The sequence below is a fragment of the Sphingomonas sp. P4_D12 genome (genome assembly GCF_056401895.1).
The window spans coordinates 22,500-41,825 of record NZ_JBFUIL010000006.1; the positions used below are offsets into that span (position 1 = coordinate 22,500).

The following is a 19,326-nucleotide window of genomic DNA, read 5'->3' on the forward strand; positions in this document are numbered from 1 at the left end:
CACTCCTCCTCACGCCCCTGGCGCTTGCGGCTCGGTGGATGCCGGCACAAGGCCGGCATGACGGAGGGCGCTATCGCAACGTCGTGCTGTCCAGATTGACCTTGTCCGCCGGGATCACCTCGACATTCGGATATTTCTTGCGGAGATCGTCGAGGAACAATTTCGCGTCACCAACGACGATGACGCTGGCGTCGGTCGGATCGAGCAGCCGTTGCGCGACACGCTGCACCTCCGCCGCATCGACGCCTTCGATCTTGGGCGTGAATGCCTTGAGTTCGGACAGCGGCACGTTCTCGACGACATAATCGCCCAGCACGCCGGCAATGCCGCCGGTGGTCTCCGTATCGCGGCCGAAATCGCCGATCAGCACCGCTTTGCGCGAGGCGAGTTCGTCGTTCGGCACCGGCGCCGATCCCATTCCCTTCATCGTATCGATGATCAGCCCCACGACTTCGGGCGCCGACGGGTTCTTGGTCTGGGTGTTAGCCGCGACATAGCCCGGCTGGCGTCGCGCCGCGATGCCGCTGCCGGCACCATAAGCAAGGCCGCGCTTGATGCGGATTTCCTGGTTGAGCCGCGATGAGAAGCCGACCCCCAGGGTCGCGTTGGCGACGCTGGCCGCGTAGAAATCGGGATCGCTGCGGGCAATGCCTCGGCGGGCAACGACGACCCCAGCCTGGCCGGCATTGGGCATATCGACGACGATGATCCGCGGCGTTGCGGTGGCGGAATCGGTCTTGGGCGCGGCGACCGGCGCGGCCTTGGCCTGCCAACTGCCGAAATTCGCCTCGGCGAGCGCCTTGGCCGCCACCGGCGTGATGTCGCCGACCATCACCAAAGTTGCGCGCGACGGCGCCCAGGTGCGCGCATAGGCGGTTTGCACTTCGCTTCGCGTGATCGCCTTGAGCGAGGTCGGCGTACCCGCGATCGGATGACCATAAGGCCCGCCGCCCATCACCGTGCGCGCCGCGACCAAAGAGGCGAGCCGGCCCGGATTCTTGAGCTGGACCTGGACGCTGTCGATCGTCTGCGCGCGATCGCGCTCGAGTTCCTCGACCGTGAACACCGGATTGCGCGCGACATCGGCGAGCACGGCCATCGCCGGGGCGATCTGGTCGGACTTGACCTGCAGCGTCACCTCAGCCGCATCCCAGGCGACGGCCGAGCTGATCGAGCCGCCGAGCTTCTCGACCTCATTGGCGATCTGCGTCGCCGAACGCGTCTTGGTACCCTTGGTCATCAAATCGGCGGTCAGGCTGTTGAGCCCGGCGCGGTCAGCCGGGTCCGCAGCGCCGCCGCCATTGGCGAGGACCTGCGTGGTGATCAGCGGCAGATCGTGCTTTTCGACCACGATCAGCTTCATGCCGTTGGCCAAAGTCGCTGTCACCGGCGCCGGCAGTGCCGCGACCACCGGCTTGGCCGGCGCGGGCGCGGCGACGCGGTCGGCATCGCTCGCCGGCTTGACGACCTCGACATTGCCCGGCGTCTGCAGCTCGGCGACCTCGACCGTATCGGCGACCGCGATCTTGTCGCCTTTCGGCCCGTCCTTCGGCGCCATTTCGGCGGGCATATAGTCGATCATCGCCGAGCCAGTGTCGGTCAGATATTTGCGCGCGACACGCTGGATGTCGGCGGCAGTCACCTTGCCGATCGCGGCAAGCTGCTTGTCGGCGGCGGCGGGATCGCCGTCGATGATCACCGATCGCGCGATTGTCGACGCCTTGCCGTCGGCGGTCTCACGGCTCTCGATCGTCGCGGTGATCAGCTGGTTCTTGGCGCGGGTCAGTTCGGCCGGGGTCACCAAGGTGTCGCGCGCGCGGGCGACCTCGGCGCGCAACGCCTTCTCGCCATCGGCGACGCTCTTGCCGTCGGCCATCGTCGCCGTGACGACGAACGACCCGGTGCCCTGTTTGGTATCGAGGAAAGTATTGGCCGACTGCGCGAGTTGATCGCGATAGACCAGATCCTGATATAGCCGCGAGCTATCGCCGCGCGACAGGATCGCGTCGAGCAGGGTCAGCGCGGGAATGTCGGGATTGTTGTCCGACGGCACCTGATAGCTGATCAGTACCGCAGGCAGCGGCGTGTTGGGCTCATAGACCGTATAGCGGGTCGGCGCGGTCCGCGGTGGCTCGGCGACGGTCACGCGCGGGATCGGGCGGTCGGGCTTCTTGATCCCCGCGAAATATTTGTCGACCCATCGATCGAGCTCGGCGGGATCGAAATTGCCCGCCACCACCAGCACTGCATTGTCAGGCCGGTAATAGGTTGCGTGAAACGCGCGAACGTCGTCGATCGTCGCGGCTTCGAGATTCTCCAGGCTGCCGATCCCGGGTCGCGCATAGGGATGCACGCGGTAGCTGATCTCGGGATAGTAGATCGAATAGAGCTTGCCGTACGGGGTCGCCAAGGTGCGGAGGCGAAGCTCTTCCTTCACCACGTCGCGCTCGGAGGCGTAGCTGACCGGTTCGACCACCAGGCTCGCCATGCGATCGGCTTCGGCGAACAACAGGCGCTCGAGATGGTTGGCCGGGACGACCTCGAAATAATTGGTGTAATCGTCGTTGGTCGAGGCGTTGTTATAGCCGCCGACATCTTCGGTCAGGCGATCGAAATTCTCCGATTTCAGATTCTTCGTCGCCTTGAACATCAGATGTTCGAACATGTGCGCGAAGCCCGACTTCCCCTTGGGATCGTCCTTCGACCCGACATCGTACCAGACCTGGACCGAGACATTGGCGGTCTTGGTGTCGCGGATCGCGTAGACGCGCAGGCCATTGGCGAGCGTGCGGACGGTATAGGCGATCGGCTTGACCGCCGTCGCACTGGTGGCCGCCGCCGTTTTCGGAGCGGCCTTCCGGGCGGGCGTGGTGGCGGTGGCGGCGACGGGAATCAGGGCGGCGCCCATCAACAGGGCGGCACGAGTCAGACGCATTCAATTCTCCGCAAAGGAGGTGAGGATGACGCCGATGTGTCGCGCTAAACCGGCGCGAGTCAATCGCCCCGCGACACCTGCTTCACCCAGCATCGCGTCAGCATGACGGGTCGGAAGCCGAGACTGTAATAGAGGCGCTTCGCTTCTTCCCCGGCCACCGCACCCAAAAAGACGCCACGGGCGCCGGCCGCGCGCATCGTGCGGTCGAAATGAGCGATTAGCGTCGAGGCGATCCCCTGCCGCCGCGCGGATTGCCGCGTGAACAGATCCTCGATCATCCCTATGCCGTTGGGCGCTATCGCCATGGCACCGTACGCCACCGCGTGATCGCCGCGCCGCACGAGGTGGAAGCGGTAGTCGGGGGTCTTGAGCCGGTAATTACTCACCATGTCCCCAACGAAACGGGCGTCGAGGTCGAGATGCCCGGTCCGTTTGCCTTCTTCGACATCTGCCAGGACCAGCTGGGCGAGCGCATCCCAATCGCGTTGCCCGCCCACCTCGACAATATTGACGTCCGCGCCGCCGGTCGGCTTCAGCCGGTCGCACGCCATCTGAACGACCACCGGCCGCTCCTCGAAGCCCAGATAGGCGAGCCGCGCAAGGAAGCGCTCGGGCGTGAAGCAATCGCTGTGAACGACGCGCCAGTCCGAATGCCCGAGATGCTCGCTCATCGCGGCCAGCACGGCGTCGATCGCCGCCTCGTCATCGGCCGTCACGTTGTCAGCGTGGTTGGCATCCCACAGATCGGGCCGCGCCGGATCGGCGACAATCCCGCAATAGCGCGTCTCGATGACCCGATGCCCGAGCCGCCGCTGCCAACGATAGGCATCGGCGATCAGGCGTCGGTCTTCACCCACGCTTCTTGTTGCGATTGGCGTAGAGCACCGCCGCGGCGATCGCCGCCGATCCGACCCCCGCGCCCAGCGCCGCGATGCCCCATTTGCTCAGCTTCGCCGGTTCGGGCGTGCCCTCGGCACCCTTCTGGCGCTCCTTGGCGATCCGCGCGGCGGCCATGATCTCGTTTTCTTCTTCAGGCTTGTCTTCGGGCTTGTCGGTCACGCTTACTCTCCTCGTCCCTGACCGTAGCGTGCCCGGAATCCGCTCGCAAATGCGTTGAGCGTTCCAGCGGCAATCGCTGCGCGCAAGTCCGCCATCAACGCTTGGTAGAACCAAATGTTGTGCTCGGTCATCAACATCGCGCCCAGTATCTCGCCGGCGCGCACCAGATGGTGGAGATAGGCGCGTTCCCAGGTGGCGCAGACCGGGCAGCCACATTCGGGATCGAGCGGCCCCTGATCCTCGCCGAACTTGGCATTGCGGATGTTGATCGGGCCGGCCCGTGTGAACGCCTGGCCGGTGCGGCCCGAGCGCGTCGGCAGCACGCAGTCGAACATGTCGACCCCGCGCTCGACCGCACCGACGATGTCGTCCGGTTTGCCCACCCCCATCAGGTAACGCGGCTTATCGGCGGGAAGCTGGCTCGGCGCGAAATCGAGACAGCCGAACATCGCCGCCTGCCCTTCTCCCACCGCAAGCCCACCGATCGCATAGCCGTCAAACCCGATCTCGGTCAGCGCCGCCGCGCTCTCACCACGCAATTGCTCGTTCAGCGCACCCTGCTGGATGCCGAATTGCGCGGCATGGTCGGCATGCTCGCCGCCGCCAAGGAACGCGTCACGCGAGCGCCGCGCCCAACGCATCGACCGCGCCATCGCCGCTGCCTGCACCTCGGCAGTCGAGGTCGTCGGCACCAGCTCGTCGAACGCCATGACGATGTCCGATCCGAGCAGTCGCTGGATTTCCATCGACCGTTCGGGGCTCATCAGATGCCGCGTGCCGTCGAGATGGCTCTTGAACTCGACCCCATTCTCGTCGCGCTTGGTCAGCTCCGACAGGCTCATCACCTGATAACCGCCGCTGTCGGTCAGGATCGGCCGGTCCCACCCCATGAAATGGTGCAAGCCGCCCAGCCGCGCGACGCGCTCTGCGGTCGGGCGCAGCATCAGATGATAGGTATTGCCCAGGATGATGTCGGCGCCGGCCGCGCGGACATCGCCCGGCTTCATCGCCTTGACCGTGGCCGCGGTACCGACCGGCATGAAGGCGGGCGTGCGGATCGTGCCGCGGCGCATGGCGATCTCGCCGGTGCGCGCCTTACCGTCGGTGGCATGGATAGTGAAGTCGAAACGTGGAGTCATGCGGGAGCCAGTTCGTCGAGAAGGTCGAGGAAAACGCGATCGGCAACGCGCCGCCGTTCTTCTGGCGAGACCGGATCGACGGCAACCGGCGGATCGGTGGCAAGCGCTGCATCGATCAGCGCAGCGATGGCGGGTGGCACCGGCCCACCTCCTAGCTCGGCTGTGACCGACTTGCGTTCGATCAGCGAATCGATCTCGGCACGGAGCGCCAGGGGCAGATCGATCGCAGCGAGCGACTGCGTGAACGCCATCGGTGCCACGACCTCGCCGGGATGGCGGTCGAGCCAAGTCATCGCAACGACCGGACGCAACGCATAAAGGAGCTTCTTGAACGGAACATCGTGCGTTTCGCGATCGAGCGGAATCCAAGACGCTTTGGCCAGATTGTAATAATGCCGTCGGACCGCGGCCCGATCGGTCACATCACGCGCCAAATCCAGCAGGCGGTTGGCGATACGCTGGTCGAATCGATAGCGGATCGGCGAGGTCAGCCATTCGATCGCAACAGCATTGCCCTTGACCATCAGCTTGATAAGCTTGCCAAGATCCCAACCGCCGACATCATAGATCGCATCAAGGGGCGTCTCGATCACATCGCGTGGTTGCCAGAGCGAACGGTAATCGTCCTGGCTCCGCACAAACACAAACCGACAGTCATAGTCGCTGTCGGGCGACGGGAAACCCCAGGCACGACTGCCGCTCTCGATCGCTATCGGGATATGGACAAGTTCGTCGCGCTCCGCCGCCGAGAGGCGCGCATCGATGCCCGCGACGATCTCGGGGTCGAAACTATCGGGAACGGAGCGCTGGGGAGACATCGCCGTCGCTCTAGCGGCGGGGTCTGCGGTTTGTCGACCTCAGGTCAGATAGTCGACCACCTCTTGCGGTGTCGCGAACGTCTTGTCGGGCTTCATCGCCAACAGCATTTCGGGATTGGCATAGCCCCATAACACCGCGCCGGCGCCGATCCGGACTGCGCGCGCGGCATCGATGTCGCGGGTTTCGTCGCCGATCGACAAGATCGCGCTGGGCGGGAGCCCACTTGCCTTGATCGCCTGGCGGAATTTGCGCACTTTGCCGAACAGGCCCGAGCCGCAGAAGAAACGCTCGATCCTGGCGCAATCCTCCTGTCCCAGGACTGCGCGGACATTGGCTTCCGAATTGGACGAACAGACGAACATCCGGACGTTCGTCTCGCTGATCGCCTTCAGCATGTCGCGGATACCGTCGAACAGCTGGATTTCATCCGTGTGCCGACCGAACCGCGCGCGGACGTGGCGCGCGATCAGCGGCAATTTCCAGCGCGAGATGCCAAGATGGTCGATCACTTCGCGTGTCGTGCGCTTGCGCAATCCCTCTACCTCGTCGGGATGGACGCTGCGGAACCGGAAGCGTTCGGCGAGATCGTCGACGATCGACAGGAACCAGTGGCCGCTGTCGGACAGCGTCCCGTCGAAATCGAAAATGACCAGCTGATATGCATGCCGAGCGGCTACCACGATTATCCGCCTCGTTTCCCGCGTTTCCCGCCATCGCCCATCGGGAAGGCGCGGATCGTCAGCAGTTCGGCGCGAGTCAGGACGCCATCCTTGTCCTTGTCGAGCCGGGTGAAGATCTGGTCGAACTTCGCCTGGAGTTCGGCCAGCGTGATCTGGTTGTCGCTGTCGCTGTCGGTCTCGTACGCGCCGGGCAGCGCGTTGGGATCGCCGAGCCACTTCTGCGCCCAGTCGGAAAAGGCGATATAGCCGAGCTTGCCGGTATTGGCCGTGTCGATCGCGGCGAAACTCTTCGCCACACCCTTGCGCATCTCGTCGCGCGTCACGCGGCCATCGCCGTCCGCGTCGAACGCCGCGATCATCATCGCCACCGGCTCGACCACCAGGATCGGCGGCGCGGCGATCGATACCGGCGCGCCTTTCTTGCTGCCGAGCGGTACGGGCACGCGATTATCGTTCTGCGCGGCGGCTGGGCTCGACAAGCCGATCGCCACCAGGGCGGAGGCAAGCACGAAAGTCCGAGGAGCCAGGGCAAAGCCGCGGTGGATGGCTGGCGTAAAGCGATTCGGCGGCATGAGACAGGCTGTGCCCCAGCGGGCCGGGCTCGGCAACAGCCACTGACTGGCGATGTGCTGCGTTACTGCATCGGAACCGATGCCCCGGCATAGGGATCATAGGGCGCCGGCGCCCTGGTCGGCTGGACGCGCGGCGGTAGCGGGGGCGGAGGTGCGGCGACGACTACCGGCGGCGGGTCATACCCCCCGACGCCGCTGGCCGCATAACGCAGTCCGTTGACGATGGTCGATGCGCCGAACAGGATGAAGCAGCCGAGGATGACGGTCGCGCCATGGCGGATATTGACTCGCCCGGTCAGCATCCCGAACCCGATCGCCGCGATCGCGATCACCGCGATCGACGTCGCCACCGTGCCGAGCAGCACATCCTGCAGCCAGGATATCGCCGCGACGAGCACGCTGGAGCCGGCGGGGGAATCGGCGAGCGAAATCGGGGCGTAGGATAGGATCACATCCCGATTTTATGCCGAAGGCGCGGAAAGGAACAGCGCGCATTGTGCCGCATTCAGTCGCGAAGGCTCGATCGCGATCGCGCCGCCTGGAAACAGGCTCGCCCGCCCCAACCTTGGCAGGATTTCGGGGCCATGCTTAAGAGCGCGATAACCAACTCATATTAGACTGCCCCAGTCGTAGGGGGCGTGAGTTGGACGTAGCCGGCAGGAAATTCGATGGGTTGCTCGGCCCGCTGCTGACCCTGATCGGTCTGGCGGCGACTGGCGCCGCGCTGGTCGTCGTCTCGCTGGTGCATCGCGTCGACAGCAACGATACCGCCACCAAGCACACGTTGGTGTCCGGCGCCGTCAAGCGCGAGACGCGGAGCCTGGCCGACTCGACATCGACTACTGCTCATTGGGACGACGCCGTCGATCACCTCTATGGCCGCGTTGATGCGGAATGGGCCCGCACCAACCTTTCCTATCCGATGCACAGTTACATCATCGACGATCAGGGTAACACGCTCTGGGCTTGCCCGCCCAACGGCAAGGGGAAGCCGGTGCCGCTTGCCGGCGCGATCGGCAGCACCCTTGCCGCCCTGATGTCGCGCCTTCCGCACAGCCAGCGCATAGCCGAAAGGATGACCACCGGCACTGCCTTCCCGGTTCGTTTTCAGGGTCGGCCGGCGGTGATTTCGGGCATGCCGATCCTGCCTCTTTTGCGGCCTAGGCAAGTGGGGCGACTGCGCTATTTGGTATTGGTGCGCGAGTTGGATAGCCGAGTGCTGTCAGCATGGGGCGACGCCTATGGCCTGACCAGCATCGGCTGGTCGTCCATGGCGGGCGATGCGCCCAATAGGCTAATGGTGCGCGATGCCGCTAATGTGCCGATCGGGACGATAACCTGGCCGCTGGCCACCGCCGGGCAGGACGCGCTACGCGGCATCCTGCCTATACTGCTCGCGGTCGGCGGCGCGTTCGCGCTGACCTCCGCCTGGTTGTTGCGGCTGATCCTCCGGTCGCGCCGACGCCTGGAGGACAGCATGCGCGCCGCGCAAGCCGAGGCAAGCCGCGCCGAACGCAGCGCCGCCGAAACGGCCAACGCGCTCCGCCAGGCCGAGGAAGCGAGAGTCCGCGCCGATCGGCTCGCCGCCCACGCGGTCGAGGAACAAGCGCGCCACGAGGTCCAGCTGCGCGAAAGCCAGCGCGACGTCGCGGAAGAATTGCGCCGCTCGCTGGCCAGCCTCGTCACCGATCTGATCGATTCCGCCGGCGCGCTGGAACGCAGCGCCGACACAATGCTTTCCGTCATCGCCGACCAGCAGGCGCAAACCGGTGCAATCCGCGATCGCTCGCACGAGGCGAGCCGCGCGACGCAATCCATCTCCGATACGCTGACCGAGCTTTCCTCCTCGATCGGCGAGATCGGCACGGCTTCCGAGCGGGCACGCGTCGCCGTCAACGATGCAAGCCAGCAATCCGCCCGAGCGCGGAGCACCAATGGCAACCTCGTCCGCAACGTCGATCTGATCCGCGAGGCGGCCGAGCTGATCGCCCAGATCGCCGGCCAGACCAACCTGTTGGCGCTCAACGCCACTATCGAGGCGGCGCGCGCCGGCGAGGCAGGGCGGGGCTTCGCCGTGGTAGCGGGCGAAGTAAAGGGACTCGCCAAGCAGGTCGGCGACACGACGTCGGCGATCAAGGGGCGCGTCGATGGCGTCTCCTCGGCGGTGCGCGAGACAGTCGCGCTGGTCGATCAGGTGGACGGCATCATGGGCGCCTTGCTCGACGCCGTCGGAAAGGCGGCGACGACTGCCCACCAGCAGCATCAGGCGGTGGGCGCGATCCAGCGCAACTCGATCGGCATTGCCGACAATGTCCGCACTTCCGAAGAAGCGATCACGGCAATCTCCGCCGCGCTGGATCAGGTGGCCGACACTGCCGGCTCGACCCGGGTGATCGGACTCGCGGTCCGGAGGCATGCCGAAAAGCTTGACGCCCGCTTCGCCGCCCTGGTCGAACGGCTGGAGGCCGCCGCCTAGGGATCGTCGGTCGGAGTCATTGCGCAGGGTCCGGATAATCCAGGTCAAGCTGGACCGCCCGATTCGCATCGGCGTCAGCGCCGCGCCGGTTGCCCTGTTCGCGCCGCAGGACGCTGCGATTGTAATAGCCGCGCGCCGCATAGGGCGCATATTTGATCGCGAGATCGAGATCGGCGGCGGCGCGCGCCGGCTCTCCCTGGCGCTGATAGGCCAGTCCCCGGTTGAGATATGCGAAGGCGAATCTGGGCTTGAGGGCGATGGCCTGATCGAACGCGGCGATCGCGCCGTCCAAGTCTCCACGCCAGGCAAGCGCCAGACCATTGGCAAGCCGCGCCGCCGCCTCGCCCGCCGGTCCCTTCGCACCAATGCCAAGCACGCTCTTGCAGCCGCGCAGGCTTTCCTCGGGATCGATCACCGTGCAGGCATTCCAATCGCCACGCGCGGCATAGGCATTCGGACGCCTTCGCGCACCCGTTACCACGACGTCGCGAGGCCCTTCATCTTCATCAGCCTTCTTGCTTGCCATACTGACCGGACTCGCGGACTCGATCGCTTTCGGTTGCGCCACGCGCCCGGCAGCAGCGACCGGACTCTCGTCAGCTGGCGGAGCCGGTGCCGCGCTCCGTGGCGCGAACTGCATCGGCGGTGGTGCCATGGCTGCGGGGGGCGCAGGCGACGGCGGAGGTGGCGGCGAGGCGGACCGTGCCAGGTCCTCGGAGGCGCGACGATCAGCACCGCCGGCCAAGGTGACCGGGGCAGCCGGAGCGGTCGGCTTTTGGATTGGCGGCTCCGGCTTGACGGCAGGCGTCGACTCTTTGGCTGCACTGGTCGCCGGCGGTTTTGAAACGCCGGGGCGATCAGGCGCCGGCGCCGAGCGCGGCGCGATGTCGGCCGGGGGCTGCTCGACCTTGCCGGGCTGCAGACCACCGGGCCGGTTGAGCGCGATCGACAGGCTGATCCCGGCGACGAGGATGATCGAGGCGAACGCACCGATCTGCTTGCCGGACACCCATCGCGTTGGACGCCGAGCGGGAGCAGCGGCGGGCGTCGGATCGGAGACGCCGTCGAAGCGACGCATCGCAGCCGCGATCGCCGCATCGCGCGCGGCGGGCCGCGGCGGTGGCGAGTCGGGGAGCAGGCGGGCGAGATCGCTGTCGTCGGCCATTCAACGCCCCCAAATGACGAACCGGCAATGGCCGGTGCCGCTGAGGCAAGGAAGGCGGGAAACGGACATCGATCGATCTATAACGGCAATCTTTGCCCGGTCTAAGCCATGATCGCGAACGGCGATGCGGGACGCCGCAACCGCAGCGTCCCGTTCCACATCATTGCCCGGTCGCCGCAATGCCGTTGGCAATTCGGGCGGTGCGGACGAGCTGGATGAACTCGGTCCGATAGCCGAATTCGTCCTTGCCCTTGGCGCCGCTCGCCATGCGCAGGACGTCGTCATAGCTGAGCGCGCCGTTATAGCGCCCGCCGCGGAGCAATTCGGCGAAACCGGCGACGGCGGTGGCGAAGCGCGCATCCTGCGGCGCGTCTTCGAACCGCGCGAACTGGACGCGCCGATCGATCGGCGTCGACAATAACAGGCTCGCGTCCGACTTGGGCAGCTTGTAGCGGATCTTCACGAAGCCGAGTTCGCCGCTTAATCCCGCCGCGGCAACCGGGGCCGGCGCGGCATAGCGCAAATCGCCATTCGCCCGCGGCCCGCCGACCGGCACGACCTCGTACAACGCCGTCACGGTCTGGCCCGACCCAACATCGCCGGCATCGACCTTGTCATTGTCGAAATCCTCGCGCTTGAGCATCCGCGTCTCGTAACCGATCAGGCGATATTCGGCGACGGTGCGGGGATTGAACTCGACCTGGATCTTCACGTCCTTGGCGATCGGGAACAGGGTAGAGGTCGCCTCGTCGACCAACGTCTTCCGCGCCTCGTTGACCGTGTCGATATAGGCGGCGGTGCCGTTGCCGTTCTGCGCCAGCGTCTGCATCATCGCGTCGTTGTAATTGCCCATGCCGAAGCCGAGCACCGACAGGAACACGCCCTTGCCGCGCTCGCGCTCGATATAGCCCTTGAGCTCGTCCTGATTGGTGATGCCGACGTTGAAGTCGCCGTCGGTGGTCAGGATCACGCGGTTGACGCCCTTGGCATCGAAATGCTGCTCGGCCAGCCGATAGGCCTGGCGGATACCCTCGGCACCGGCGGTGCTGCCGCCCGCGCCCAGCCCCTCGATCACGGCCTTGATCCTGGCCTTCTCGCTGGCCGGCGTCGGCTCGAGCGCGGTACCGGCGCTGCCGGCATAAGTGACGATCGCAACGCTGTCGTTGCCGTCGAGCTGATCGAGCAGCATTTCGAGCGATTGCTTGACCAGTGGCAGCTTGTTGGGCGCGTACATCGATCCCGACGTGTCGATCAGGAACACCAGGTTCGCGCGCGGCCGCGTGCTGCGCCCGATCTCATATCCCTTCACGCCGATCCGGACGAGCTTGCGCCCGGGCGTCCAGGGACTCGGGAACACCGCGACATTGGTGCTGAACGGCTGCGACGCGCCGGCTGCGGGCGCATAGTCATAAGGGAAGTAATTGACCATCTCCTCGGTCCGCACCGCCGCTGGCTGCGGCAGCGTGTTCTGGTTGAGCGAGGCGCGGACGAACGAATAGGAGGCGGTGTCGACATCGAGCGAGAAGGTCGAGACTGGCTCTTCCTTGACGATCTTGAACGCATTCTGGTCGGTGCTGGTGAACTTGTCGCGGCCGACATCCTGATAATAAGGGGGATAAGGCCGCGGCTCCGGCGCTGCGCGCTTGGCAAGGCGGCTGGTGGTCATCGCGGGCGACGGCACCGAGGGCTGCTGCGGGGACGTTAGCGATGGCGGCGGTGTGGGCGGAGCTGGCGGGGCGAAGGTCGATATTCGCGACGCTCTGTCCGCCGGCGCATTGGCGATGCTCTGTCCGGTGACGACGATCTCAGCGGCGCCTTCATCCGCTTTGGCCTCCCCTTTTGCGTCCGACGCGGACGTGAGGCGGGTGTCGGATCCGGCGCAGGACGCGAGCAATGTCAGAGCCAGCCCGGTGGCGACTGCCCGATACAGATGGGGCATATCATTCTCCCTTGGTTGCAGCGGGCAGGATCGTCCGCATCTCCCTTCGACGCGGCTCGCCGGGGATTCCTTGGACAAGGGTCGAGATTTTTTCACGCGCCTCTCGCCAGGCGTCAGGCTTCGGCGGCCTCCTTCCCGGCGAGCATCCGCCGCGCTTCGTGCATCCGCCACGACACGGTGGTCTCGGCCACCCCCAGGATCGCCGCAGCTTCGGCATGCGACAACTGCTGTCCGGCGACCAGCACCACCGTGTCGCGATACGCGGGCGGCAGGCCGGCGATCGCGCTCTTCACCCACATCGCGTCATGCAGATCGCGGCCGTCGGGACCCCGCGCCAGCCCCGCCAGCACCGCAAGGCGCGCGGCGAACCCGCCCAGGGATTTGCGGCGGCGATGAAAGTCGCGGCACGCATTGAACACAATGCCGCACAGCCAGGTGGTGAACTTGGCCTCGCCGCGAAACGATCCGATCCGCTCGACCAGCGCGCAACACACGTCCTGCGCGATATCGTCGGCATCGGCGCGCGTCCCGGTCAATTGCCAGGCCAGGCCGTGAATGCGGTCATAATGACGTTCGAGCAGCGCGCTGAATGCCGCGCGGTCACCGGCAACCGCGCCGGCCACCAAGTCAGCGTCAGGATCATCGCCGCGACCGGCCATGGGTCAGCGGCTACCGCAGCGGCGAGATGGTTTCCCGGACCAAGGCGACGCCATTTCCCCCGACATGACTTGCTTTGTGCCTCATTCGCGCCGCCGATGCCATCGCTCCGATAGGTCCAACCGCACGGCAACAGCACCGTCACGGCAACAGCAGTGAGGCATCCCCGTACGAATAGAAGCGGTAGCCGTTCTCGATCGCGTGCGCGTACGCTGCCTGCATCCGCTCCAGCCCCATCAACGCCGAAACCAGCATGAACAAGGTCGATTTCGGCAAATGGAAGTTGGTCATCAGCCCGTCGATCCCGCGGATTCGAACTCCCGGGGTGATGAAGATCGCGGTGTCGCCCTCGAACGGGTGGACCCGGCCCGCTTCATCCGCCGCGCTCTCGATCAGGCGGAGGCTGGTGGTGCCGACCGCGATGACGCGGCCGCCGGCGGCGCGGGTCGCGTTGATGCGATCGGCGGTGGCGGCGTCGATGCGGCCCCATTCGGCGTGCATCTTGTGCTCATCGGTGTCCTCGACCTTGACCGGCAGAAACGTGCCCGCGCCGACATGAAGCGTCAGCGTGACGTGCCCGACGCCTGCCGCCTCCAGCGCCGCCATCAGGCCGGGCGTGAAGTGCAACGCGGCGGTCGGCGCCGCGACCGCGCCAGGCTCGTTCGCGAACATCGTCTGATAATCGTCGGCGTCCCGCACATCGGTCGGGCGGCGCGCGGCGATGTACGGCGGGAGCGGCATCCGACCGGCGCGCTCGAGCAGCAATTCGACCGGCTCGTCGCCGGCGAAGTCGAGCGCGAAGCTGCCGTCCTCGGCGCGATCGGTGGCGGTAGCAGTAACGCCCGCCCCGAAATCGATCGTCTCGCTCTCACGCAAGCGCTTGGCGTTGCGGATGAACGCGCGCCAACGCCGCGGCCCTTCGCGCTTATGCAGCGTCGCCCCGATCCGCGCCTCGCCACGCATGCCTTCAAGCTGCGCCGGGATCACCCTGGTGTCGTTGAACACCAGCAGGTCGCCGCGCCGCAGTTCGCCCGGCAGGTCGCTGACCAGCCGGTCGCGCGTCGCCCCGCCGGTGCCCGCGCCATCGAGCACGAGCATTCGCGCCGCGTCGCGCGGACTCGCCGGACGCAGCGCGATCCGCTCGGGCGGCAAGTCGAAGTCGAACAGGTCGACGTCCACGCCGCCCTCGCGTCAGTTGGTCGTGATTACTTCTTGGCCGGAGCCGGAGCCGGAGTCGGCGCCGGCGTCGTTGCTGCCGGTGCTTTCTCAGCCGGCACCTTGGCTGCAGGTGCCTTCTTGCCAGGCGCCAAGGTCGGCGTTGTCAGCGTCGGCGCGGGCGCCAGCACGGGGGCCGGCGGCGGCGGAGGCGGCGGGGGTGCCGAGTAAGGCGGCGGGTTGTCCGCGGCGACATAGGCATGGAAGATCGTCGACGGGTTCGCCGGCGGCTCGCCACGCTCGACCGCGTCGACATATTCCATCCCGGAGATGACGCGGCCGAAGACGGTGTACTTCTTGTCGAGCGCCAGCTTGGGCAGGAACACGATGAAGAACTGGCTGTTGGCGCTGTTCTCCGCCTTGGTCTTGTCCTCGGGCGAGGCGTCCGGCGCCGCACCCTCACGCGCCGCCGCCACCGCGCCGCGCACGTGCGGCAGATAGTTGAACTCGGCGGGCAGGTCGGGAAGCGTCGAGCCGCCGGTGCCGTCGCCTTTGGGATCGCCGGTCTGCGCCATGAAACCGTCGATCACGCGGTGGAATTTGAGGCCGTCATAGAAATGCTGGCGAGTCAGCGTCTTCACCCGCTCGACCATCTTGGGCGCGACATCGGGCCGCAGCCAGATCACCACGCGGCCGCCGGTCGACAAATCGAGATAGAGCAGATTTTCCTTGTCGGTCATCGGCGGCGGAGCGAGCCGCGGCGCCGCCGGCGGAGTCGGAGGTGCCTTCTGCTTCTTGGCAGCGATCGAAGGACTGCCGGCGATCGCGACACTCATCATCGCAATCAGGCCGAAAAAGAAACGCATGGGCACTCCGGAAAAGACGGTCATTCGGTGTGGGGGCTTAGAGCAATTATCGCCAAGCGCCAATGCGCAGTGCGTGCGGCTTTTTTGAGGCAAAGCGACGCCTGCGCCTGACATAGGCGAGCGCGCCAAATAATGATTCACGCGGAGGCGCGGAGGCGCGAAGAAGAGTGGTTTCGCGGAGAGCGCGGAGAGCGCTGAGGTGTTTCTCTTGGCTGCGTCAGCAGCCTTTCAATCAACGATGACGGGAAACGAAAGCGCGCTGTCGCGCGCAACTTCTCCGCGTTCTCGGCGCCTCTGCGCGAACAAAATCTTAGCGCCTTCGCGCGAGTTAAACCCGCCGCAGGCCGTCGCGGTCGATTCGCGCAATCACTTCGTCGCGGATGCTGGGGGTGACGAATTTGGAGATGTCGCCGCCGAACATCGCGATTTCCTTGACCAGCCGGCTGGCGATCGGCTGGAGCGACACGTCGGCCATCAGGAACACCGTTTCGACGCGGTGATTGAGTTGCCGGTTCATGCCCGTGAGCTGATATTCATATTCGAAGTCGGTGACGCCGCGAATGCCGCGGATGACGATCGACGCCCCCTGACTGTCGGCGAAGTCCATCAGCAGCGAGCTGAACCCGACCACCTCGATATTGTCGATGCCGGTCGCCTCGACCTCCCGGCGGACGATCGCGATTCGCTCGTCGTCAGCGAACAAGGGTGACTTGGCGATATTGGTGGTAACCCCGATCACCAGCCGGTCGACCAGCTTCGCGCTGCGCCGGATGATGTCCATATGCCCGAGCGTGATCGGATCGAACGTGCCGGGATAGACCCCGGTGCGAATGGTCATGCCCCCCTCCCTTCGGCTAGCGGTCGCGCTCTAGCACATAGCGCGCGATGCTGCGCAGCAGGTCGGCCTCCTGCCCATAACCGCGCAGATGATCGATCGCCTGATCGACCAGCATCCGGGCCTGGCCGCGTGCGCGATCGACGCCGAGCAGGGAGACGAACGTCTCTTTCCCCGCGCCTTGGTCCTTCCGCAGCTTCTTGCCCGCCTTTTCCTCGTCGCCCTCGACGTCGAGCAAATCGTCGGAGATCTGGAACGCGAGCCCGATATCGCGGGCATAGCCACGCAGCCCCGTCCGCCCCTCGGGCGCGACGCGGCCCAGGATCGCGCCCATCTCCACCGCGCAGCTGATCAGCGCGCCGGTCTTCATCGCCTGCAGCCGCGTGACGGTGTTGAGGTCGAACGTCTGGGTTTCGGCTTTCAAGTCCATCGCCTGCCCACCGGCCATGCCGGCAGGGCCCGCCGCGCGCGCGAGCTCGAGCACCAATTCGGCGCGGACATAGGGATCGGGATGGGTCGCCGGATCGGCGAGCCATTCGAACCCGAGGGCATGCAGGCCGTCACCCGCGAGTATCGCCGCCGCTTCGCTGAAAGCGCGATGCACGGTCGGTTTGCCGCGGCGCATATCGTCATTGTCCATCGCCGGCAGATCGTCATGGATCAGCGAATAGACATGGATTGCCTCGATCGCGCAGGCGGTGCGCGCGGTGCATTCGCGATCGACCCCGAACAGGCCGGCGGTGGCGAAGACCAGCAACGGTCGCAGCCGCTTGCCGCCGCCGATCGCCGCATGCCGCATCGCCTGGTACAATTCGGCGCGCGGATCGTCGGGTACCGCGAGCATCACGTCGAAGCGGCGATCGACCTCCGCGCCCACCTGGGTCAACGCGGCCTTGAGCGACGGGGAGGTTGCCACGGCGCCGACGCTCATGCGGCGTTGAACGGCGCGACACCCGCGGGGCGGCCATCCGAATCGAGCCGGATCGCCTCGATTCGCGCCTGCGCCGCGTCGAGCCGCTCGGTGCATTTCTGACGGAGGCGCGTCCCTTCCTCGTAGAGGCGGATGGCGTCATCCAGTTTCGCCTCGCCGCTTTCGAGCTGGCGGACGATTTCCTCGAGGCGCTTCAGCGCGTCCTCGAACGACAAGTCATCGATCGGAGTGTCCATCCGCCACGCTATGCGGCAGCGAACCGGCGGGGGCAACCCGCCGATCCGCCACTTGTGATCAAGCGATATGCAGCAGCCGCGCGACGAAGATCAGCACCATGCCGCCAAGGATCGATGCGATAAGACCCGCCGGATGGAACGGCTCGCTCGCCCTGCGATTGAGCAGCTGCAAAACGAAACCGGCAACGAACGAACCAGCGATGCCCAGCAAGATCGTGACGATCCAACCGACGTGGACGGGACCGGGATAGAACCAGCGCGCCAGCGCGCCGACGATCAATCCGACGATGATCATGCGGATGATACCCATTACTCTCTCTCCCTAAGGCCATGTGGCGTCAGCAGGATTGCATGACCATTCCGGTTGCACAATGACTCGTTCGAGAAGTCGTTCCCTGGAGAATGCGGACCACGGGACCCGCCATCGGAGCCGTGCGTTCGGCTGACCGAAACGAGAGGCAACCCTATGTTCACCAGCATCAACCCTGCCACCAATGAGGCCGGTCGCAGCTTCGCCGAACTGACCGATGCGCAGGTCGAAGCACGACTGGCCAAGGCGCACGAGGCCTTCCTCGCCTGGCGCAGCAGCGATCTCGCCGACCGCATGACCCTGCTCCGCCACATCGCCGAGCGGTTCGAGGACGACAAGGATCGGCTGGCGCGGATCGCTACCGAGGAAATGGGCAAGACGCTGAAATCGGCAGTCGCCGAAGTGGAGAAATGCGCGTCCGCCTTTCGTTACTATGCGCGGCACGGGGCGCAACTGCTCAAGGTGGTCGAAGTCGACACGCCGGTCGGCCATGCCGTCGCGCGCTGGCTGCCGATGGGGCCGGTGCTCGCGGTGATGCCGTGGAATTTTCCCTATTGGCAAGTGGTGCGTTTCGCCGCACCGGCGATCATGGCCGGCAATGTCGGGCTGTTGAAACACGCTTCTTCGGTCCAGGGCTGCGCCGCCGCGCTGGAGGAGACGGTCCTGGCGGCCGGAGCGCCCGAAGGCCTGTTCCAGAATCTGGCGATCAAATCGGCCAAGGTCGCCGAGCTGATCGCCGACGACCGCATTGTCGCGGTGACGCTGACCGGCAGCGAAGGAGCAGGTGCCAAGGTTGGAGAGGCTGCGGGTCGCGCACTCAAGAAAGTCGTGCTCGAACTCGGCGGATCGGACCCGTTCGTCGTCATGCCGTCAGCCGATATCGCGCTCGCCGCCAAGACCGCGGTCACCGCGCGGACCCAGAATACGGGCCAGTCGTGCATCTGTGCGAAGCGGATGATCGTCCATGCCGATGTCTATGATGATTTCATGGAGACATTCTCGGCGGGGATGAAGGCGGTGAAGATCGGCGACCCGGTGGACCCGGCAACCGAGATGGGGCCGCTCTCGTCGGAGGAGCAGCGGGAAACCGTGCTCGGCCAGATCGCCAAGTTTCGCGACGCCGGCGCGACCTTGCTGTTGGGCGCGGAGAAGCCCGATTTGCCGGGCGCCTATCTGACGCCCGGCGTGCTGGTCGATGTCGATCCCGACAGCGACGTCGCCAAGGAGGAAGTGTTCGGTCCCGTCGCAATGGTCTTCAAGGTCAAGGATATCGACGAGGCCATAGCGCTCTCGAATGACGTGCCGTTCGGGCTGGGATCGTCGGTCTGGACCAATGACGATGCCGAAAAGGAGCGCTTCGCTCGCGACATCGCCGCCGGCATGACCGCGGTCAACCGCATGCTTTCCTCGACTCCCGAAGCACCGTTCGGCGGGATCAAACGCTCGGGCCATGGCCGTGAACTGGGACCCTGGGGCCTGCACGAATTCATGAACCTGAAGGCCGTGATCGGCTGATCGCCTGGTCGCCGTCATCCCAGCGAAAGCTGGGATC

19 protein-coding genes are annotated in these 19,326 nt (G+C 65.9%); 2 read left to right on the top strand and 17 right to left on the bottom strand.

Annotated features, from left to right (window positions below; all coding sequences use genetic code 11):
• Positions 1-70: 70 nt before the first annotated feature.
• From AC1DSD_RS12665 to AC1DSD_RS12700, 8 genes are all read right to left on the bottom strand, one after another.
• Positions 71-2,935 carry a M16 family metallopeptidase gene (locus tag AC1DSD_RS12665; RefSeq protein WP_478030505.1) on the bottom strand — a complete coding sequence of 955 codons (2,865 nt, stop codon included), beginning with the start codon at positions 2,933-2,935 and terminating at the stop codon, positions 71-73.
• Positions 2,936-2,994: 59 nt separating this feature from the next.
• Positions 2,995-3,792 carry a GNAT family N-acetyltransferase gene (locus AC1DSD_RS12670; protein WP_478030507.1) on the bottom strand — a complete coding sequence of 266 codons (798 nt, stop codon included), beginning with the start codon at positions 3,790-3,792 and terminating at the stop codon, positions 2,995-2,997.
• Positions 3,785-3,994, bottom strand: coding sequence for a hypothetical protein (locus tag AC1DSD_RS12675; RefSeq protein WP_478030509.1), 210 nt, complete (start codon positions 3,992-3,994; stop codon positions 3,785-3,787). Before AC1DSD_RS12675 ends, AC1DSD_RS12670 begins: the two co-directional genes overlap by 8 nt.
• A gap of 2 nt (positions 3,995-3,996) precedes the next feature.
• Positions 3,997-5,133 (bottom strand): tRNA guanosine(34) transglycosylase Tgt, encoded by a 1,137-nt coding sequence (gene tgt, locus AC1DSD_RS12680; protein ID WP_478030510.1) that lies wholly within the window; start codon positions 5,131-5,133, stop codon positions 3,997-3,999.
• Complete coding sequence (locus AC1DSD_RS12685) at positions 5,130-5,951, bottom strand: nucleotidyltransferase domain-containing protein (protein WP_478030511.1); 822 nt, start codon at positions 5,949-5,951, stop codon at positions 5,130-5,132. The genes tgt and AC1DSD_RS12685 overlap by 4 nt, the downstream gene beginning before the upstream one ends.
• A gap of 39 nt (positions 5,952-5,990) precedes the next feature.
• Positions 5,991-6,632, bottom strand: a complete 642-nt coding sequence (locus AC1DSD_RS12690) for an HAD hydrolase-like protein (protein ID WP_478030512.1) — start codon at positions 6,630-6,632, stop codon at positions 5,991-5,993.
• 2 nt (positions 6,633-6,634) lie between these two features.
• Positions 6,635-7,141, bottom strand: coding sequence for an EF-hand domain-containing protein (locus AC1DSD_RS12695; protein WP_478030514.1), 507 nt, complete (start codon positions 7,139-7,141; stop codon positions 6,635-6,637).
• A gap of 125 nt (positions 7,142-7,266) precedes the next feature.
• Entirely contained in the window at positions 7,267-7,656 is a 390-nt protein-coding gene (locus AC1DSD_RS12700; RefSeq protein WP_478030516.1) for a TrbC/VirB2 family protein, read from the bottom strand.
• 191 nt (positions 7,657-7,847) lie between these two features.
• Between AC1DSD_RS12700 and AC1DSD_RS12705 the strand changes: the two genes are divergently transcribed.
• Positions 7,848-9,680 carry a methyl-accepting chemotaxis protein gene (locus AC1DSD_RS12705; RefSeq protein WP_478030518.1) on the top strand — a complete coding sequence of 611 codons (1,833 nt, stop codon included), beginning with the start codon at positions 7,848-7,850 and terminating at the stop codon, positions 9,678-9,680.
• 16 nt (positions 9,681-9,696) lie between these two features.
• Here the strand turns inward: AC1DSD_RS12705 and AC1DSD_RS12710 are convergent, their stop codons facing one another.
• The 9 genes from AC1DSD_RS12710 to AC1DSD_RS12750 all read right to left on the bottom strand — a co-directional run bounded on the left by AC1DSD_RS12710 (position 9,697) and on the right by AC1DSD_RS12750 (position 17,774).
• Complete coding sequence (locus AC1DSD_RS12710) at positions 9,697-10,845, bottom strand: tetratricopeptide repeat protein (RefSeq protein ID WP_478030520.1); 1,149 nt, start codon at positions 10,843-10,845, stop codon at positions 9,697-9,699.
• 160 nt (positions 10,846-11,005) lie between these two features.
• Complete coding sequence (locus AC1DSD_RS12715) at positions 11,006-12,784, bottom strand: vWA domain-containing protein (RefSeq protein WP_478030521.1); 1,779 nt, start codon at positions 12,782-12,784, stop codon at positions 11,006-11,008.
• A gap of 113 nt (positions 12,785-12,897) precedes the next feature.
• Positions 12,898-13,443: an RNA polymerase sigma factor gene (locus AC1DSD_RS12720; protein WP_478030522.1), complete on the bottom strand. Its 546-nt coding sequence runs from the start codon at positions 13,441-13,443 to the stop codon at positions 12,898-12,900.
• 139 nt (positions 13,444-13,582) lie between these two features.
• On the bottom strand, positions 13,583-14,620 hold the full coding sequence (queA, locus tag AC1DSD_RS12725) for a tRNA preQ1(34) S-adenosylmethionine ribosyltransferase-isomerase QueA (protein WP_478030524.1): 1,038 nt from the start codon (positions 14,618-14,620) through the stop codon (positions 13,583-13,585).
• Positions 14,621-14,646: 26 nt separating this feature from the next.
• Positions 14,647-15,462 (bottom strand): peptidylprolyl isomerase, encoded by an 816-nt coding sequence (locus AC1DSD_RS12730; protein WP_478030525.1) that lies wholly within the window; start codon positions 15,460-15,462, stop codon positions 14,647-14,649.
• 328 nt (positions 15,463-15,790) lie between these two features.
• A complete protein-coding gene (coaD, locus tag AC1DSD_RS12735; protein ID WP_478030527.1) occupies positions 15,791-16,300 on the bottom strand; it encodes a pantetheine-phosphate adenylyltransferase in 510 nt (169 codons plus the stop codon).
• A gap of 16 nt (positions 16,301-16,316) precedes the next feature.
• Complete coding sequence (locus AC1DSD_RS12740) at positions 16,317-17,228, bottom strand: polyprenyl synthetase family protein (protein ID WP_478030529.1); 912 nt, start codon at positions 17,226-17,228, stop codon at positions 16,317-16,319.
• On the bottom strand, positions 17,225-17,464 hold the full coding sequence (locus AC1DSD_RS12745; protein WP_066590374.1) for an exodeoxyribonuclease VII small subunit: 240 nt from the start codon (positions 17,462-17,464) through the stop codon (positions 17,225-17,227). The genes AC1DSD_RS12740 and AC1DSD_RS12745 overlap by 4 nt, the downstream gene beginning before the upstream one ends.
• 58 nt (positions 17,465-17,522) lie before the next feature.
• Positions 17,523-17,774, bottom strand: coding sequence for a GlsB/YeaQ/YmgE family stress response membrane protein (locus AC1DSD_RS12750; protein WP_478030531.1), 252 nt, complete (start codon positions 17,772-17,774; stop codon positions 17,523-17,525).
• Between the two features lie 156 nt (positions 17,775-17,930).
• Here AC1DSD_RS12750 and AC1DSD_RS12755 point away from each other — a divergent pair, with 156 nt between their 5' ends.
• Positions 17,931-19,289 (top strand): NAD-dependent succinate-semialdehyde dehydrogenase, encoded by a 1,359-nt coding sequence (locus AC1DSD_RS12755; RefSeq protein ID WP_478030533.1) that lies wholly within the window; start codon positions 17,931-17,933, stop codon positions 19,287-19,289.
• Positions 19,290-19,326: the final 37 nt, after the last annotated feature.